Origin of the sequence: Faecalimicrobium dakarense, from assembly GCF_000499525.1 — a bacterium.
Lineage (GTDB): Bacteria > Bacillota > Clostridia > Peptostreptococcales > Peptostreptococcaceae > Faecalimicrobium > Faecalimicrobium dakarense.
In genome coordinates this window covers 1-17,254 of the sequence record NZ_HG529422.1, presented here as the reverse complement: position 1 = coordinate 17,254, position 17,254 = coordinate 1, and the positions used below count along the sequence as shown (strand labels likewise).

The window sequence follows — 17,254 nt, the reverse complement described above, 5'->3', positions numbered from 1 at the left end:
TTAATTTATATAATTATTCCTCCGCTAATGCTAATTCAGGTTGAGGAGTCTCAGCATACCATCCTCTCATCTTCATAGCATCTGCAATTCTCTTTATAGACATCATATAAGCTGCAGTTCTCATATCTACTTCATATTCTTTTGCTAAATTCCATATTTCTTCAAATGCTTTTTTCATTAAAACACTTTGCTTGCTTTGAACTTCTTCAAATGTCCAATTATATCTATTTAAGTTTTGTACCCATTCAAAATAAGATACTGTAACCCCTCCACTATTAGCTAATATATCTGGTACTACAGTTATTCCATTTTTAAAGAATACTTCATCTGCTTCTGGAGTCGTAGGTCCATTTGCACCTTCACTTATTATCTTAGCTTTTATATCTTCTGCATTTTTAGATGTTAATTGATTTTCTAAAGCACAAGGCATTAATATATCAACATCCATAGTAAGTATATTTTCATCAGTAGAATTTGCACCTTCAAATCCTTTTACACCTCTATGAATTTTACTGTATGCCATCAATGCTTTCATATCTATACCATTTTCATTATATATAGTCCCCGTATGGTCTCCTACTGCAACTACTTTAGCACCAGCTTCTTCTATGTATAATCCAGCAAAGCTACCAACATTTCCAAAACCTTGAAGTGCTACTGTAACATTATTTAAATCTATATCTAACTTTTTAGCAGCTTCCATAGCCATTATAGCAACACCGTATCCTGTTGCTTCTGTTCTAGCTAAAGAACCGTAAAAATCTACTGGCTTACCTGTAAATACCCCTGGTTGGAAGTTTCCTGTAACTTGAGCATATTCATCTACCATCCAAGACATTATTTGTCCATTTGTATTAACATCTGGAGCTGGTATATCTTCTTTTTCTCCTATTATTGGAGCTATAGCTCTTGCGAATCCTCTAGATATTCTTTCTAATTCAGCTTCTGAATAATCTCTTGGGTCTATAGCCATTCCACCTTTTCCGCCACCATAAGGTATACCTACTACAGAACACTTAAATGTCATCCAAGTTGATAAAGCTTTTACCTCATCCATACATACAGCTGGATGGAATCTCAAACCACCTTTAAATGGTCCACATGCATTATTATGCTGAGATCTATATCCTGTAAAAGATTTAGTAGTTCCATCATCCATTTTTACTGGAAATGATACTTCCATAACTCTCATTGGATTTTTTAAAATTTCATAAACTGCTGGGTCTGCTCCTAATTTGTCACATGCGTTTTTTACCTGTAATCTTGCAATTTCAAAAACGTTTAATGTTTTTTCAGCCATTTTAAGCCCCCCTAAAAATACTATATCTCCACCCAAGAAAACTTTTTCCTAAAGGTTACACCATGATTGTAGCACAGTTTATTTTAATTTTGTGACATTTTAAATTGTTTATTTTTTAACTTCTCGACATTTAATTTTTTTTTAATTTATTAATATAAATATCCACTTTTCCTGTATTAATAGAAGTAATTTTTTCTATATTTTCTTTTATACTTTTTTGTAATTTATAACTTTCCATTATAGCAGTTACATCATTTATATTAATGCTTATATATATATTTGTACTGTTTTTCAAATTATTTATATTTACTTTATTTATTTTTTCTATTTTATCAAATTTATTTATTTCATTAACTATAATTTGTTCTATAACAACTGGACTTATAAAGAATTTACCTCTATAACTAAATGTTGGCCTTATTATAGTTTTTTCTATTATTTCTTCGATTTTACTATTTCTTTTAAAGAATTTTCTTTTTAATGAATTTATGCTAAGGCCACTTGCTATTGGTTTTATCTCCATAGTCGGAACTGGTATTATATGATTTCCTTTTCTTCTACTTTCTTTTGCTAGCTCAATTTCCTTATCTGTACTTATATCTTTTATATTTATATATTTATTTATTGAGTCAAGTTCAAGTCTATCCACAATCTGATTTACCATTTTATTAGAAGTCCCTAGTACTAGTATCTTGTTTATATTTTCTTTTTTTATTTTTTCTTTTACAGATTCCCTGTGCTCATTATTATTAAATACAGCTCTTCTCACAGCTTCCATTACTGTTTTTGCTTGCTTTGCTGATATTCCTGCTATTATCTTATTTTTATGTATAAGTAATCCATCATCTATTATATAATCAATATCATTTTCAAATGCTACTTCTAAAGCTTTATAACTTTTTCCTGTTCCACTTGAACCTACTAGTGCATATACTCTCATATTTTTTTCCTTCCATATAAAAATTCACTTCGTTTATATCACTCCAACTTAAAAAGGCTATAGATTAATTCTATAGCCTTCTTTATTATTATATATTATAACAGAACTCTCCATTATCTTTAAGAGATAAAAAATCTGCATATCCTATATCAAATATTCTTTCCTCTAAATTTTCTACTTCTATTTTATTTTTTATAAGCTGAGTTAAGACACCTACATACGAAATATCACCTTGAGCGATTACTCCATAAATAATATTATCTTTATATATAAACTTTTTATATGAATCTTCACAGCATCTAGTAACTACCTTATAACTATCATCTGGTGTGTTTATCATACCTAAAGATACAGTAGATATCCCCATAAAATTCATACTATTTTTAAATGAAAAACTATCTCCTATTTCTCGTTCAAACCCTAACATATTGTATGCTGCTGTGATTCCTTGTTTTACTGCTATTGGCCATATTGAATTTTTACCAACAACATCACCAGCTGCATAAACATCTCTTTGAGATGTTTCACATTTTTCATTTATTACTATACCTCTATCATATTCTATTTTTGTAGTGTCTATAAAATCAGTATTTGGTCTAACCCCAGTTGCCATTACAATCATATCTGCTTCTATTATATTTCCATTTTCTAATTCTAATCCTGACACATCATTATTTTCATTTATAATAATCTCTTTAATACCTGAACCTTGGTATAGTTTGGCTCCATTTTCTATAAACTTATTTTCATAACTCACGGCTGAATGTTCATCTAATTGCTTATTTAATATATATTCAGATGTATTCACTAATGATACTTCTAAGTTTTCATAACCCATAAGGCCATTAAGTGCATCTATACCAACTAAACCCGCTCCTATTACTATAGCCTTTTTAGAATCTTTAGCTTTTTCTTTTATTTTATATACATCATCAATATCTCTTAATGGATATACAAAATTAGCTTCTCTCAAATTCTTTATTGGAGGTATAAATGCAGATGCACCTGTTGATATTAATAACTTATCATATTCTATTTTTCTATCTTCTAATTCTACTAACCTTAAATTAAAATCTATTGATTTTACAGATCTATTTTTTATCCAATTTATATGATTATTCTTTATAAAATCTTCTTCTACAAAATTAATGTCTTCAACTGTTTTATGTCCTGATATTACATGATGTAACATACAACGAGAATATGTTTTTTCATCCTTAGATATGATGACTATATTAGAATTTGGCTCTAATTCTTTTAAAGTTTTAGCTGCGTTTATTCCTGCTGCACTGGCACCCAATATAACATAATTTTTAATTGAACTTAGCATGATAATACCTCCTCTTGTATTTCTATTGCTCCAGTCGGACAATTTGATACACATCTAGGAGATTCTTCATCTTTACATAGGTCACACTTTAATATTATCTGCTTAGTTTTATCATCAGGCTTTAATACTCCATATGGACATGCCATTACACACATATAGCAAGATCCGCATTTTTCTTCATCATATAAAACTAATCCGCTCTTTTTATCTTTGGTCATAGCTCCACTCATGCAAGTTAAAACACATTCTGGCTCATCACAATGTCTACAAATTATTGGAACTGGTCTATTTTCTTTATCAAGTTCAATATGTCCCATGCTATCATTATCAATGTTTTCTAAGTCAAGAGTATAAATATTACTATCTTTATTATGCTTTAACATACAAGCTAATACACAATTTTTACAACCACTACACAACTCTTTATTTATTATGATTCTATGCATAACATTCCACTTCCTTTAACCCAAGTTTTTTTCTTCTATCTACAATTATTTCCTCTAATTGATTAGCTGAAGATACTGGATCCGGATTTACAATAACATGACCTCCTGTTAAATCTTTTAATTTCTCCGTTAATACTTCTGTTACTAGCTTTCCACCTGTTATAAATGGAGGTAATGCTAAGTGAAGTGGTAACCCTAATGCTAAACCAAATGCACCATCAGCTAATGCTTGTTCCTCTAACCATTGAGGAGCTGACAGTACAAGCGGTAATTGTGGTAGATCTATACCTAATTCTCCTGCTAACTCTGTTGCTACTATTTCAAGTCTTCCTATAGCTAGACAAGGTCCAAAGTTTAATACTGGAGGTATATTTAGTGCCTTACATACTTCTTTTAAGTTTTCTCCTGCTAATTCTTCAGCTCCCGGAGACATAAGTCCTACATTTTCAAGTCCTCCTGTTGAACATCCTGCTGATAAAACTAGTATATCTTTTTTAATTAACTCTTTTGTTAACTCTACTGTTGCTATATCATGACCACCTGCTGTCATATTTGAACATCCAACAACTGCTGCTATACCCTTTATTTTTCCAGCAGCTATTAAGTCTATTAATGGCTTCCATGAGTCACCTAAAAACTCTTTTAAATTCTTTTCACTTACACCTGTAAGAGATTTTTCATATCCATGATCACTTGGTATATCTATTTCTATTAAATTTCTTCTTTCTTTATATGAACCCAATGCTTTACTTATTAATTGTTCACTTATTACTTCTACATTATCTCTATCAAATGGTAAGTACTCTGCATTTACTTTTTTAGCTACATCATCTAGACATACCATTTTTACTTTATATTTATCTGCTATAGGCTCAAGCCCTGGTATTGTACAGTTAAATTCTGATACAACCATATCTATGGCTCCAGTTGATAAAACAGCTTCACTAGTAAAGTTATTTCCTGCATGACCTGCAAATACTTCTTGATAGTGCTCTCCTCTTAACTGTAAGTCTTGCCCTACGCAAGTACATCCTACTAATCTAAATCCTTTTGCACCTACCCCTTGAGCTAATGCTGCTATTTCTTTTTCTTTTAATTTATCTTGGAAATGTGAGAATGTTGAGTGTTGATGTCCTGTTATCATTATGTTTATATAGTCTTTATCTATTACATTAAATCCGACTGGAGCCATTCTTATAACTGGTTCTCCTAACATAACATCATTTAAAAGATTTGTTAATGTAAGACCATATAATCCTGTTGATATACCTAAGTTTAAACAGTTAACTAGCATATCTATCGGATCACTATTTAGATTTGTTGATGATTTAACTATTGCATCAAATACTTCTGATTTAGCTCCTCCAGGCATTATACCTAATTCTTTCCATTTCTTAACCCTTGGCGGATATGCTATTTTTTCAACAAGTTCCATCTTGTCATCTCTTGATTTGTATAAGTCATTTATAACTTTATTAGCTATTTCTATACATTTTTTATGATTATCACTTTCTTTTATTTCAAAAATCCCTGCTAAATGATTTAGCGCATTTTTCCCTTTTATAATACCTTTAGTTTCTCCTAAGTGTTTTAAATTTCTAGCTGTATTTTCTACTACATGTAAATAACAAGCTGATCCTGATGCAACTGCTCTTAAAAAGTTTCTTGCAACTATTGTATCTGCATCTGCTCCACATATTCCCCTTGGTGATTTTGGTGTCACCCTACATGGCCCATTTGCACACAATCTACAACATACTCCTTGAAGTCCAAATCCACATTTAATCTTTTGGTCCTCTGTTCTATGAAATGCTGTTTCCACATTTTTAGATGCAACAAAACTTTCTAACTTCTTATCTGCGCTTTCACACATTTTACAAGTATTACAAGACATAGTTATTCCCCCTAAAATTTTTATTATTTAATTTTTAATTTTAAAATAGAAATTGATTTGAATTGATGTGATTTTATGTAATGTTAGATTGACTTTTTTTTAACCAACTTTATTTTATTATATACCACTCATTTAATGTTCCTAAACATTTTTATTAAATTCTTTTTCATTATTTTCTTATAATTCAAAAAACTATAATCGTCAAATTTCAACATTGTATACTAAATTCAATATACATTTTTGTTATCATATTTATATTTTAAAATTTAATTTTATTATTTATTCGTAATTTTAATTGTTAAATAAATATCATGAATTAGTGCTTATTATAGAATTAATTTAATTGTTATCTTCTGGAACTTTTGTTATAATTATTATGAATAAAACTTGTATATAAAGGGAGGATTTTGAGATGGCTTACATAATAAATGATGCTTGCATAAGCTGTGGTGCTTGTGAAGCTGAATGTCCAGTTGAATGTATATCTGCAGGAGATGACAAATACGTTATAGGTGCAGATGCTTGCATCGAATGTGGCGCTTGTGCAGGAGTATGTCCTGTTGATGCTCCTCAACCAGAATAATAAATAATAAAAAAAGCTACTATAGTAGATATCTACTTACAGTAGCTTTTTTATTATTCAATCTCACTCATTAAATAAGATAAAGTAAATAAACTTTCTGTCAAGTTTACATTTTCAACAATAACGTCCTTTGGAACTTCTAAATCTATTGGTGCAAAATTCCAAACTCCTTTTATACCTACACTTACTAATCTATTTACTATTTCTTGAGCTCCGTTTTTAGGTATACATAGTATTGCTATATCTATTTCATTTTCTTTAACTACAGACTCTATCTCTTGAGAATCTAGTATTTCGAAATCTCTTATTTTTAATCCTATCATTCTAGGATTTGCATCGAATAAGGCTTTTATTTCAAATCCAGCTTTTCTAAATCCTGAGTAATTAGCTATAGCTTGTCCTAAGTTACCTGCTCCTATAAGGATTGCATTATATTTTTTATCTAATCCTAATATTTTACCTATTTCGTTATAAAGTGCTTCTACATTATATCCATATCCCTGTTGACCAAATCCGCCGAAGTTATTTAGATCTTGCCTTATTTGAGATGCTGTAAATCCGATTATATCACTTAATTCTTTTGATGATATCCTTTGTATGTCTTTATCTAATAGATCTCCTAAGTATCTATGATACTTCGGTAGTCTTCTTATTACTGCCATTGATATATTTTTAGTACCCACTTTTCCACCTCCTATGTTGTTAAGTATTTATTTTTCCCATAGTATTTTATTGCATTTTCCAAAACATAATGCAATATCCTTGATTATATTATATCAAAACATTATAATTTTAGATAGTTCAAGGAGGTATAAATTTATGATTGTTTTGTCATGTAATAACTTAAATAAAAGTTTTGGAATAGATTCTATATTAGAAAATATAAGCTTTACTGTAAATGAGAACGATAAAATAGGTATAATCGGAGTAAATGGTACTGGAAAAACAACATTATTTAAAGTTATATCTGGTATTTATGGATACGATAGTGGTGATATATATACTTCTAAAGATTGCGAGATAGGATACTTAGAACAAAATACAAACTTCCACTCTGAAAACACAATACTTGAAGAAGTTTTAGAAGTTTTCAAAGACTTAATGGATATGGAAAACTACTTAAGAGATTTAGAACATCAGATTGCTGAGGAGAGTTCTAATTCTAGTTCTGATAAGCTTGAAAAACTTATGAATGAGTATTCTCATAAATTAGAATTATTTTCTGATTTAAATGGATACGGATATAAGTCTGAGGCCAAAGGCGTATTAAAAGGTTTAGGATTTAGTGATGCTGATATGGACAAACCTATTAGTATACTTTCTGGTGGAGAAAAAACCAGAGTTCTTTTAGGAAAATTGCTTTTAAAAAAGCCTACTCTTCTTCTACTAGATGAACCTACTAACCACTTAGATTCAGAGGCAATTGAATGGTTAGAATTTTTCTTAAAACAATATAAAGGTACTGTTATATTAATCTCTCACGATAGATATTTCTTAGATCAAGTTGTAAATAGAATTTTTGAAATTCATAATAAAAAACTTAAGACTTATAACGGAAATTACTCTAAGTTTATTGAATTATCAAAAACAGAAAAAGAATTAGAGCAAAAAAAATATGAAGATCAGCAAAAGGATATAAAAAAACAAGAAGAATCAATTGAAAGATTAAAAGCTTACGGTAGAGAAAAGCATTTAAAAAGGGCTAGAAGTAAAGAAAAAGCTTTAGATAAAGTAGATGTCATTGATAAGCCTGAGGCTTATAGAAAAAAAGCTCGGATAGAGTTTAATCCAACTGTAACTAGCGGAAATGATGTATTACAAATAAGAGATGTTTCTATGGGTTATGGAGAAAGAATTTTATTTAAGGATTTAAATTTAGATATATATAGAGAAGAAAAAGTTGCCCTTATAGGTGCCAATGGTATAGGTAAATCAACTTTATTTAAAATAATAATGAATGAGTTAGTACCTTTATCTGGGGATATAAAATTTGGTACAAATGTCAATGTATCATACTTCCATCAGGAACAAAAAACACTTAATTTAGATAATACTATAATAGATGAAATCTGGGAAAATAATACTCATCTAACTCAAACAACTTTAAGAAGTATGCTTGGTGCATTTTTGTTTGAGGGTGAGGAAGTGTTCAAAAAAATATCTACTTTAAGTGGTGGAGAAAGAGCTAGGGTTGCAATACTTAAGCTTATACTTTCAAATGCAAACTTCTTATTACTAGATGAACCTACTAACCACTTAGATATAGATTCTAAAGAAGTTCTCGAAGAAGCTTTATCTGGATATACAGGTACAATATTTACAATATCTCATGATAGATACTTCTTAAATACAGTTGTTGATAAAGTATTAGTTCTAGATGAAAGTGGAATAACTGAATATCTTGGTAACTACGACTATTACATTGAAAAGAAAAAACAAGTTCAAGAAATGAATGTTGCTGAAGTGAAAGAAGAAAAAACTAAAACTCAACTTAAAGATGAAAAGCGTAAAGAAAGAGAACAAAGAGAATTAGAGAAAAAAAATAGAGTAAAACGTCAAAATATAGAAAAAGAAATTGAAGAAACTGAGTTAAAAGTAGAAGAACTAGATATGCTTTTATGCCAAGAAGAAGTATATTCTAACCCTGAAAAATCTAAAGAAGTCAGCCAAGAAAAAATAAATTTAGAAAATAAATTAGCTAATCTTTATGATGAGTGGGAAACATTAATGTAGTATATAAATAAAATAATAATATCTAAAACCATTCTTTATTAGAATGGTTTTTATATTGATAAATATATAGTTACATTATGAAATTCTTATGGTATTATGTATATCATAAAATTTATATAGCGAGGTGATAGTTTGGAAGGAACATTATCTTTAAAAGATGAAAATAAGAGATTTTACAAAGTACTTATATCTTTATGTATTCCTATTATTATTCAAAACCTTATTTCTACTTCTGTTAACGTAATAGATACCGTTATGATTAGTAGTTTAGGAGAAACATCAGTTGCATCAATCGGTGTAGCAAATCAATTTTTCTTTTTATTTAATATGTCATTAAGTGGAATTACTGGTGGCGCCGGCGTTTTTATTTCTCAGTTTTTCGGAAAAAGTGATGTAAACAATATAAGAAAAGTAACTGGATTTAGTACTATTTTAGCTATTATTCTTAGTTTAGTATTTTTAATCCCTGCTTTAATAATACCTACTAAAATAATAAATATATTTTCTTACGATCCAGAAGTTGTTAAGCAATGTATTGAATATTTTTCTATAGTAGTATTTTGTTACCCTCTTATAGCAATTAGTACTGTTTTCAGTATGGGTTCAAGAGGTGTTAGAAATCCTAAGCTTGGTATGTTTTGTAGTGCTATAGCTTTATGCGTAAATATAGTTTTAAACTATGGTCTTATATTTGGAAATCTTGGTCTTCCTGCATTAGGTGTTAAAGGTGCAGCACTTGCAACTGTTATAGCTAGAATAGTAGAATTAATTTTAATTCTTAGCTACGTATACCTTTTAAAGAAGGATTATATTTTAAGATTTGGAATAAACAATTTAAAAAGCTTAAACTCTGAGTTTATAAATTCACTTTTAGCTAAAAGTTTACCTATATTTTTAAATGACTCTTTATGGGCAGTTGGAACTGTACTATACTCAGTTGCATATTCAAAGGCTGGAACTTCAGCTATCGCTGCAAGTCAAATTGCTACTAGTACAGGTAATTTCTTTATAATGACCGCGGTTTGTATAGCAAATGGTGCAGCTATAATGCTTGGAAACGAACTCGGAGCAGATTATATAGATAGAGCAATAAATTATGCTAAAAAATTCTCTGTTTTAGTATTCTTAGCTGGTTTAGTATTTGGAGGACTTTTAATTTTAAATATCCCAATACTATTAAAAGTGTTTACAGTATCTGATACTCTTGCTCCAGATATAACTAAAATTTTCATTATAATGGGTATATTAATGGCTCTTAAATCTTTTAACGTATTACTTGTTATAGGTATACTTAGAAGTGGTGGAGATACAAAGTATGCATTATTCCTAGAACTAGGATGTATGTGGTTAGTATCAATTCCTTTAACATTTATAGCAGCTTTAAAGGGAGCTCCAATATATGTATTAGTTCTTCTTACTTACAGTGAAGAATTAGTTAAATTTATATTCGGAATGCCAAGAGCATTATCTAAAAAATGGGCAGCAAATATTGTAAAAGAAATGGATTAATAAAAAGAGTACTTCTAAATTTTAGAAGTACTCTTTTTACATTATATATAAGTAAATTTTGAGCAACGGATATATCTGACACGTTAGCGAAAATATATCGTTGGCGACATGAGCAAAGCGAATTTTATCTTTGTCCTATTTTTAAATTTGGAACTGCATTTAAACTCATATCATCAACTCTACCTTTAATAAAGTTGTAATATCCTGCACATCCTATCATTGCAGCATTGTCTGTACATAATACTAATGGTGGATATTTTATATTTATATTATTTTCATTTCCTAATTGTGTAATTTTTTCTCTAAGAGCCGAATTACAAGCAACTCCACCTGCAAGAGTTATTGTATCATAACCTTTTTCCTTTGCTGCTTTTATAGCTTTTTTAGATAATACTTCAACTACCGCTTCCTGGAATGATGCACAAACATCTTCTACAACTATTTCTTCTTTTTTCATTTTCTTAGCATTTAAGTAATTTAAAACTGCTGATTTTAAGCCACTAAAACTAAAATCATATCCTTCATCTAGGTAAGCTCTTGGAAAATCTATAGCTTTTTTATTACCTTCTTTAGCTAATCTATCTACAATAGGTCCACCTGGGTATCCTAACCCCATAGCTCTAGCTATCTTATCAAATGCTTCTCCAGATGCATCATCTCTAGTTCTTCCTAATATTTCATATTCTCCATAGTCTTTTACTTCTAATAAATGAGTATGACCACCAGACACTATTAGTGTTATAAATGGCGGTTTTAAATCTTTATGTTCTATATAGTTAGCACTAACATGACCTTCTATATGGTTAACACCTACTAATGGTTTATTTAAAGTAAATGCAAGAGCTTTTGCATGAGATAATCCAACTAATAATGCTCCAACTAATCCAGGTCCATAAGTTACTGCTATATGGTCTATATCATTTAAGGTTACATTTGCTTTATCTAAAGCTTCTTGTAAAACTACATCTATATTTTCTATATGTTTTCTTGATGCAACCTCTGGTACTACTCCACCAAATTTTTTATGTAAATCTATTTGAGTATTAATTATGTTTGATAGTACTTCTCTACCGTTTTTAAGTACTGCAACAGATGTCTCATCACAGCTACTTTCTACAGCTAATGTTATTATATCTTTCACACTTACACCGCCTTTACGTCATTCCACATTATCATAGCATCTTCTTTATTATCACTATAATATTCTTTTCTAATTCCCGCTAATTTAAATCCATATTTTTTATATAAATTTTGAGCAACTATATTAGAAGTTCTAACTTCTAAAGTCATTGATACTATATTATTTTCTTTACATAATTTAACTAATTCTTTTACTAGTTCATCACCAATTTTTTTACCTCTATAGTCGCTATGAACTGCGACATTAGTAATATGACCTTCATCCATAACAAACCATATTCCTACATACCCTACAACTTTATTATCAAGTTTTGCTACAAGGTATCTTGCTACATCATTTTTTAATTCTTTAGCAAATGCATCTTTAGACCAATGATGTTCAAAACAGTTTCTTTCTACTTCAAAAACCCCATCTATATCTTTAGATGTCATCATTTCTATAACTAAATTATTTTCCATCATTTAACCTCTTCATTTTTTCATCGTATTGAACTTCTGCTTGAGATTTTCTAATATATACAGGATTTATACTATAACAATCATAAACATCTATATTTTTGTTATATTTATTAATAGCTACAGAACATAAGCTACTTGCTTTACTTACATTATGAGATGGAGCTGCTATATGTATATTTTCTATATCTTTTAACTTTTCTTCATACTTATAAACTGCTTCTCCTACTATTATCCAGTCTTCCTTAGAATTTTTTAACTCTTCTATTAAATCATCTATTTCAACTACATCTATATTTTTTAATTCTACTACTTCATTATTTTCAAATTTATATTGTCCGCTATATACTTGTGTTCTTTGGGCATCTAATATTGAACATATTTTTTTATCACAAAGATTCATATTTGCTGCTAATAGTTCTAATGAATTAACTCCCACTATAGGTAAGTTATTTACATGAGCTATTGCTTTTGCAGTTGCCATACTTATTCTTAATCCTGTAAACGATCCTGGACCTTCACAAACTGCGATTAAATCCATTTCATTAACATCTAAATCACTTATTTTAAGCATATTTTCTATCATTAGCATAAGTTTTTGTGAATGAGTTTTCTTTGTATTCACAGTATACTCACATATTAATTTGTTATCTTCTATAACCGCTACACTTGTAGCCATTGAAGACGTATCTATTCCTAAAACCTTCATTATTTAGTCAGCTCCTCAACTAGTTTTTCATATCTTTTTCCAACTGGATTTAATATCATTTCTCTAGACATATCTTTATATTTTAATTCTATATGTAAATATTCGTCTGGAAGTATACCTTCTATTAAATTAGCCCATTCGATTATACATACACCTTCTCCATTTATGTATTCATCATATCCGATATCATACATTTCATCACTGCTACCTATTCTATATACATCAAAGTGGTATAATGGCATTTTACCTTCATATTCATTTACTATTGTAAATGTTGGGCTAGTTATATAATCATCAACTTCTAAAGCTTTTGCCAAACTTTGAGTCATAGTAGTTTTTCCTGCGCCTAAATCTCCAATTAAACATATTACACTTCCCGGCTGTAATAATGTTCCTAGCTTATATCCAATTTCTTTTGTTTTCTCTTCATTTTCTAGATATATATTAACCATATTTTCATCTCCGTTATATTTTGTGTATATCACAAATTATCATTTCCTATTATAATTATCAACTAGATATTATTATAGTATAACCATCTATTATTATAAAGGCTTTATATATATAATATTATCTAATATTGTTGACTTTTTAGGTAAATACTATAATTTACATTGTACAAAAGTAGCATGAGACTAACTAATTTTTGGCCCATGCTACTTAAAATATATTATATTTTTATTGTTTAATGTATTTTATCAATTATAGGTAAGGTAATTATAAATTCACTACCTTTATTTACTTCACTTTTAACATCTATGTTTCCTTTATGCAAGTCAACTATTGATTTTACAATCGTAAGGCCAACACCTATACCTCCAGTATGTTTACTTCTTGATTCATCGACTCTATAAAATCTTTCGAATATATAATTTAAACTCTCTTTCGGTATCCCAATTCCATCATCTTTAAAATGCATCTTTATATAATTATCTTTTTCATATAGTCTTAAATATATATTTCCATTTTCGTTAGTATACCTAATAGCATTAGATAATAAATTTACTATTAATTGAGATATTTTTTCTCTATCTAAATACGTATTTATATCTTCTAATTCAAATTCTATATTTATATTTTTTTCTAATGCCTTTCCTTGATTATTATAAACTATATTTTTTATAAGTTTGTCTAAATTAACTTCACTTAAATTTAGTTTACTTTTATCACTATCAAACTTTGCTAAATTTTTTAGCTGATTTACTAAGCTAGTAAGTCTTATTACTTCTTCATTAACGCTATTTAATCTTTCAGGGCTAGGTTCCCATACACCATCTATTATTGCCTCTAAATGAGTTTGAATACTTGTAAGAGGCGTTCTAAGCTCATGAGAAATATCAGTAGTTAGTCTTTTTCTCAATTTTTCTTGTTCATCTAACTTAAGTGCTAATTCATTTATCGATTTTATAAGATTATCTATTTCAACTATATTACTTTCATAATCTAGTTTGCAATCGTAACCTCCTTCTCCTATTGTATCTGCCATATTAGATACAACTTCGATAGGCTTTGATATATTATTTGAAATTATAATAGCTATTATTACTGTAACTATTGTAGTTATAATAGCTATTAATATAACTACTTTATTTATTTCATTTAAAAAATCTATTTCTTCATCCATATAATAAAAAGACCCATAAGAACCAACATTTATGTAACCTATATATTCTCCGCTTTCATTTTTTAATTTAAAAGTTTCATCTTTATATTCCCCACTCCATTTTGGATACATATTATGCATATTATTTTCTATGTTATTCATCATTTGATGGCACAATTTATTATTATATTCAAATGCACTCCAAGCCAAATTATGATTATTATCATATAGCTCTATAAATCTACCTTTTGATATTGCATTTTTACCAATTTCATTTACATTATATAAGTTCCATTCATCATTTTTATATTCCGATTGTATTGAGTCTATTAAGTTTGAAATTTCTTTTTCATTATTTTTAGATATATATATTGCAAACTTTTCTTTAAATACACTATTTATTGCTACCCCAATGCTTATTACGACTAATAAAATAACTGATACTAATGAAATAATTAACCTTTTATTAAGGTTTAGTTTCTTATTTTTATAGCCCAAATTTATATCCTACCCCATATAGGGTTTGTATAATTTTAGGTTTCTTTGTATCCAGCTCTATTTTTTGTCGTAAGTTTTTTATATGTGCATCTATAATTCTATCCATTTTTTCATAGTATTCTTCTACTGTTAATTCTAATAGTCTTTCTCTATCAAATATCTTTTTTGGATTTTTAGCTAATGTTAAAAGTATTTTATACTCAGTATTTGTTAAGTATACTTTCTCTCCTCTTACCTTAACCTGATGAGATAGTGTGTTTATTTCAAGTTCATCTGAAAATTTTAATATATCTTTATTCTCTACATCCAACTTTCTAAAAACAGCCTTCGCTCTTAAAACTAGTTCTTTGACATTAAATGGCTTACACACATAATCGTCGCATCCTATGTTAAACCCATCTATTACATCTTCATCTTCCGTTTTAGCTGTTAACATTATTATATGAACCATAGATTCTTTTCTTATTATTTCGCATATTTCTTCTCCACTTATATCCGGTAACATTCTATCTAATATTATTAAATCAAATTCATTTTCCCTAAAATAATTAATAGCATCTATTCCTGTATTTGCAACCTTACAATTATATCCTTCTTTATCTAAATAGGCCTTTATAACCTGAGTTATTTTTTCTTCATCATCCACTATTAATATGTTAAACATATCTATTCCTCCTTTATACGGTATATTTTTAATTTTATACAGAATATATACCACACAATTATACATTTTTTATGAAGTATTTTAAAATTTATTTATCTTCATCTTTTTTTCATATTTTAAATTTATACTATGGTGTAAAAATTTAATTAATGGGGTGAGGTTTTTGAGTAAAATTACTAAATCATTTAATGTTTATGGTATGCACTGTAAGTCATGTGAATCTTCTATTCAACATGAATTAAGAAATTTAGATGGTATATTAAGTATTATAGCAAACCATAATAAATCTAATGTAACTGTTACATATGAAAGTAGCTTATGTAATGAGAAAGAAATTAAAACTGCTATTAAAAAAGCTGGTTATTCTACTAAAGAAAGTCATGTTGCTAAATTTTTAGGACTTGGCATTGTAGTTATTGGTATGCTATTTTTGAGCAATAATTCTTTATTTGGATATAATACGAATTTAATGTTAGAAAATTCATCACTTTTCATGGTATTTATAGTTGGAATATTATCATCTCTTCACTGTGTAGGCATGTGCGGTGGAATAATGCTTACACAAACTCTGGATAAAGACAACTTACTTGTAGATAAAAGAACTTCATTTAATGTCGCTCTTAAATATAACCTTGGAAGAGTTATTTCATACACAATACTTGGCGGTATAATAGGTTCTTTAGGCTCTGTATTTTCTTTATCTATGAAAACTCAAGGTTTAGTACAAGTTATAGCTTCAATATTTATGATTATCGCCGGTCTTAATATGTTCGGGTTAAAATTATTTAAAAATATTAAATTTAATATTCCATTTATTGAAATAAATTGTGGTAAAAGCAACAAAAGCCCTTTTGTCGTTGGTATTTTAAATGGATTTATGCCTTGTGGTGCATTACAAACTATGCAACTTTATGCACTAGGTACTGGAAGTTTTATACTGGGTGCTTTATCAATGTTTGTATTTTCTTTAGGTACAGTTCCCCTAATGCTTGGATTTGGATATATTTCATCTAGATTGACAAAGAATTTTAGTAATAAAATATTTAAATATAGTGGAGCATTTATAATAATCCTTGGTCTATCTATGGCTCAAAGAGGACTTGCTTTGACTGGTTTTAATTTACCTATATCTAATAGCTACTATAAAGATTCATCTCAACTTGCTCCCGTTATAGATGGATATCAAGAGGTTACTATTAATGCAAGTAGATCTGGATATTCTACTTCAAGTAATGTAATCAAAGGAGATATTCCTGTAAAACTAACAATAAAAGCAAGTGAGTTAACTAGCTGTAATTCAACTATGTATTTTCCTGATTTTGATCAATATGTTGACTTAAGTAAAGGTGATGTAATTGCAGAGATAAATCCTAATGGCAAAGATATTTCTTTCACATGTTGGATGGGTATGATTAGAAATAAAATAACCGTTGTTAAATAAAAAAAGTT

General features: G+C 28.6%; 16 protein-coding genes. 4 read left to right on the top strand and 12 right to left on the bottom strand.

What is annotated here, in order from left to right; genetic code table 11:
- Positions 1-13: 13 nt before the first annotated feature.
- The 5 genes from BN899_RS16285 to cooS all read right to left on the bottom strand — a co-directional run bounded on the left by BN899_RS16285 (position 14) and on the right by cooS (position 5,910).
- Positions 14-1,300: a Glu/Leu/Phe/Val family dehydrogenase gene (locus BN899_RS16285; protein WP_042277649.1), complete on the bottom strand. Its 1,287-nt coding sequence runs from the start codon at positions 1,298-1,300 to the stop codon at positions 14-16.
- A 130-nt stretch (positions 1,301-1,430) separates the two neighbouring features.
- Positions 1,431-2,240: a hypothetical protein gene (locus tag BN899_RS16280; RefSeq protein WP_042277642.1), complete on the bottom strand. Its 810-nt coding sequence runs from the start codon at positions 2,238-2,240 to the stop codon at positions 1,431-1,433.
- Positions 2,241-2,328: 88 nt separating this feature from the next.
- The gene (locus tag BN899_RS16275) at positions 2,329-3,570 is read right to left on the bottom strand and encodes an NAD(P)/FAD-dependent oxidoreductase (protein ID WP_042277639.1); all 1,242 of its coding nucleotides are present in this window, start codon (positions 3,568-3,570) and stop codon (positions 2,329-2,331) included.
- Entirely contained in the window at positions 3,564-4,016 is a 453-nt protein-coding gene (locus tag BN899_RS16270) for a 4Fe-4S dicluster domain-containing protein (RefSeq protein WP_042277637.1), read from the bottom strand. Before BN899_RS16270 ends, BN899_RS16275 begins: the two co-directional genes overlap by 7 nt.
- Positions 4,009-5,910 (bottom strand): anaerobic carbon-monoxide dehydrogenase catalytic subunit, encoded by a 1,902-nt coding sequence (gene cooS / locus BN899_RS16265; RefSeq protein ID WP_042277635.1) that lies wholly within the window; start codon positions 5,908-5,910, stop codon positions 4,009-4,011. The genes BN899_RS16270 and cooS overlap by 8 nt, the downstream gene beginning before the upstream one ends.
- 412 nt (positions 5,911-6,322) lie before the next feature.
- Here cooS and BN899_RS16260 point away from each other — a divergent pair, with 412 nt between their 5' ends.
- Positions 6,323-6,493, top strand: coding sequence for a DUF362 domain-containing protein (locus BN899_RS16260; RefSeq protein ID WP_042277632.1), 171 nt, complete (start codon positions 6,323-6,325; stop codon positions 6,491-6,493).
- 53 nt (positions 6,494-6,546) lie between these two features.
- Here BN899_RS16260 and BN899_RS16255 read toward each other — a convergent pair whose 3' ends face one another.
- Positions 6,547-7,176 (bottom strand): redox-sensing transcriptional repressor Rex, encoded by a 630-nt coding sequence (locus BN899_RS16255; RefSeq protein ID WP_042277630.1) that lies wholly within the window; start codon positions 7,174-7,176, stop codon positions 6,547-6,549.
- Between the two features lie 136 nt (positions 7,177-7,312).
- On the opposite strand from BN899_RS16255, the gene BN899_RS16250 reads away from it, so the two are divergent.
- Together BN899_RS16250 and BN899_RS16245 are read left to right on the top strand one after the other, a co-directional pair.
- Positions 7,313-9,226 (top strand): ABC-F family ATP-binding cassette domain-containing protein, encoded by a 1,914-nt coding sequence (locus tag BN899_RS16250; protein WP_042277628.1) that lies wholly within the window; start codon positions 7,313-7,315, stop codon positions 9,224-9,226.
- Positions 9,227-9,358: 132 nt separating this feature from the next.
- Entirely contained in the window at positions 9,359-10,735 is a 1,377-nt protein-coding gene (locus tag BN899_RS16245; protein ID WP_042277626.1) for an MATE family efflux transporter, read from the top strand.
- Positions 10,736-10,859: 124 nt separating this feature from the next.
- Here BN899_RS16245 and tsaD read toward each other — a convergent pair whose 3' ends face one another.
- The 6 genes from tsaD to BN899_RS16215 form a co-directional block, all read right to left on the bottom strand.
- On the bottom strand, positions 10,860-11,876 hold the full coding sequence (tsaD, locus tag BN899_RS16240) for a tRNA (adenosine(37)-N6)-threonylcarbamoyltransferase complex transferase subunit TsaD (protein WP_042277623.1): 1,017 nt from the start codon (positions 11,874-11,876) through the stop codon (positions 10,860-10,862).
- Positions 11,877-11,878: 2 nt separating this feature from the next.
- Positions 11,879-12,334: a ribosomal protein S18-alanine N-acetyltransferase gene (gene rimI / locus BN899_RS16235; RefSeq protein WP_042277621.1), complete on the bottom strand. Its 456-nt coding sequence runs from the start codon at positions 12,332-12,334 to the stop codon at positions 11,879-11,881.
- On the bottom strand, positions 12,324-13,040 hold the full coding sequence (tsaB, locus tag BN899_RS16230) for a tRNA (adenosine(37)-N6)-threonylcarbamoyltransferase complex dimerization subunit type 1 TsaB (RefSeq protein WP_042277619.1): 717 nt from the start codon (positions 13,038-13,040) through the stop codon (positions 12,324-12,326). The genes rimI and tsaB overlap by 11 nt, the downstream gene beginning before the upstream one ends.
- Positions 13,040-13,492: a tRNA (adenosine(37)-N6)-threonylcarbamoyltransferase complex ATPase subunit type 1 TsaE gene (tsaE, locus tag BN899_RS16225; protein WP_042277647.1), complete on the bottom strand. Its 453-nt coding sequence runs from the start codon at positions 13,490-13,492 to the stop codon at positions 13,040-13,042. Before tsaE ends, tsaB begins: the two co-directional genes overlap by 1 nt.
- A 233-nt stretch (positions 13,493-13,725) precedes the next feature.
- Positions 13,726-15,141, bottom strand: a complete 1,416-nt coding sequence (locus BN899_RS16220; RefSeq protein ID WP_042277617.1) for a sensor histidine kinase — start codon at positions 15,139-15,141, stop codon at positions 13,726-13,728.
- A complete protein-coding gene (locus BN899_RS16215; RefSeq protein ID WP_042277615.1) occupies positions 15,131-15,805 on the bottom strand; it encodes a response regulator transcription factor in 675 nt (224 codons plus the stop codon). The genes BN899_RS16220 and BN899_RS16215 overlap by 11 nt, the downstream gene beginning before the upstream one ends.
- Positions 15,806-15,968: 163 nt before the next feature.
- Here BN899_RS16215 and BN899_RS16210 point away from each other — a divergent pair, with 163 nt between their 5' ends.
- The gene (locus BN899_RS16210) at positions 15,969-17,246 is read left to right on the top strand and encodes an urease accessory protein UreH domain-containing protein (protein WP_052356892.1); all 1,278 of its coding nucleotides are present in this window, start codon (positions 15,969-15,971) and stop codon (positions 17,244-17,246) included.
- Positions 17,247-17,254 lie beyond the last annotated feature (8 nt).

Excerpts from the sequence above, each read along its gene's own strand:
- BN899_RS16285 (WP_042277649.1), bottom strand. The coding sequence starts at position 1,300 with ATGGCTGAAAAAACATTAAACGTTTTTGAAATTGCAAGATTACAGGTA.
- BN899_RS16260 (WP_042277632.1), top strand. The coding sequence starts at position 6,323 with ATGGCTTACATAATAAATGATGCTTGCATAAGCTGTGGTGCTTGTGAA.
- rimI (WP_042277621.1), bottom strand. The coding sequence starts at position 12,334 with ATGGAAAATAATTTAGTTATAGAAATGATGACATCTAAAGATATAGAT.
- cooS (WP_042277635.1), bottom strand. The coding sequence starts at position 5,910 with ATGTCTTGTAATACTTGTAAAATGTGTGAAAGCGCAGATAAGAAGTTA.
- tsaB (WP_042277619.1), bottom strand. The coding sequence starts at position 13,040 with ATGAAGGTTTTAGGAATAGATACGTCTTCAATGGCTACAAGTGTAGCG.
- BN899_RS16275 (WP_042277639.1), bottom strand. The coding sequence starts at position 3,570 with ATGCTAAGTTCAATTAAAAATTATGTTATATTGGGTGCCAGTGCAGCA.
- BN899_RS16215 (WP_042277615.1), bottom strand. The coding sequence starts at position 15,805 with ATGTTTAACATATTAATAGTGGATGATGAAGAAAAAATAACTCAGGTT.
- BN899_RS16250 (WP_042277628.1), top strand. The coding sequence starts at position 7,313 with ATGATTGTTTTGTCATGTAATAACTTAAATAAAAGTTTTGGAATAGAT.
- tsaE (WP_042277647.1), bottom strand. The coding sequence starts at position 13,492 with ATGGTTAATATATATCTAGAAAATGAAGAGAAAACAAAAGAAATTGGA.
- BN899_RS16270 (WP_042277637.1), bottom strand. The coding sequence starts at position 4,016 with ATGCATAGAATCATAATAAATAAAGAGTTGTGTAGTGGTTGTAAAAAT.
- BN899_RS16280 (WP_042277642.1), bottom strand. The coding sequence starts at position 2,240 with ATGAGAGTATATGCACTAGTAGGTTCAAGTGGAACAGGAAAAAGTTAT.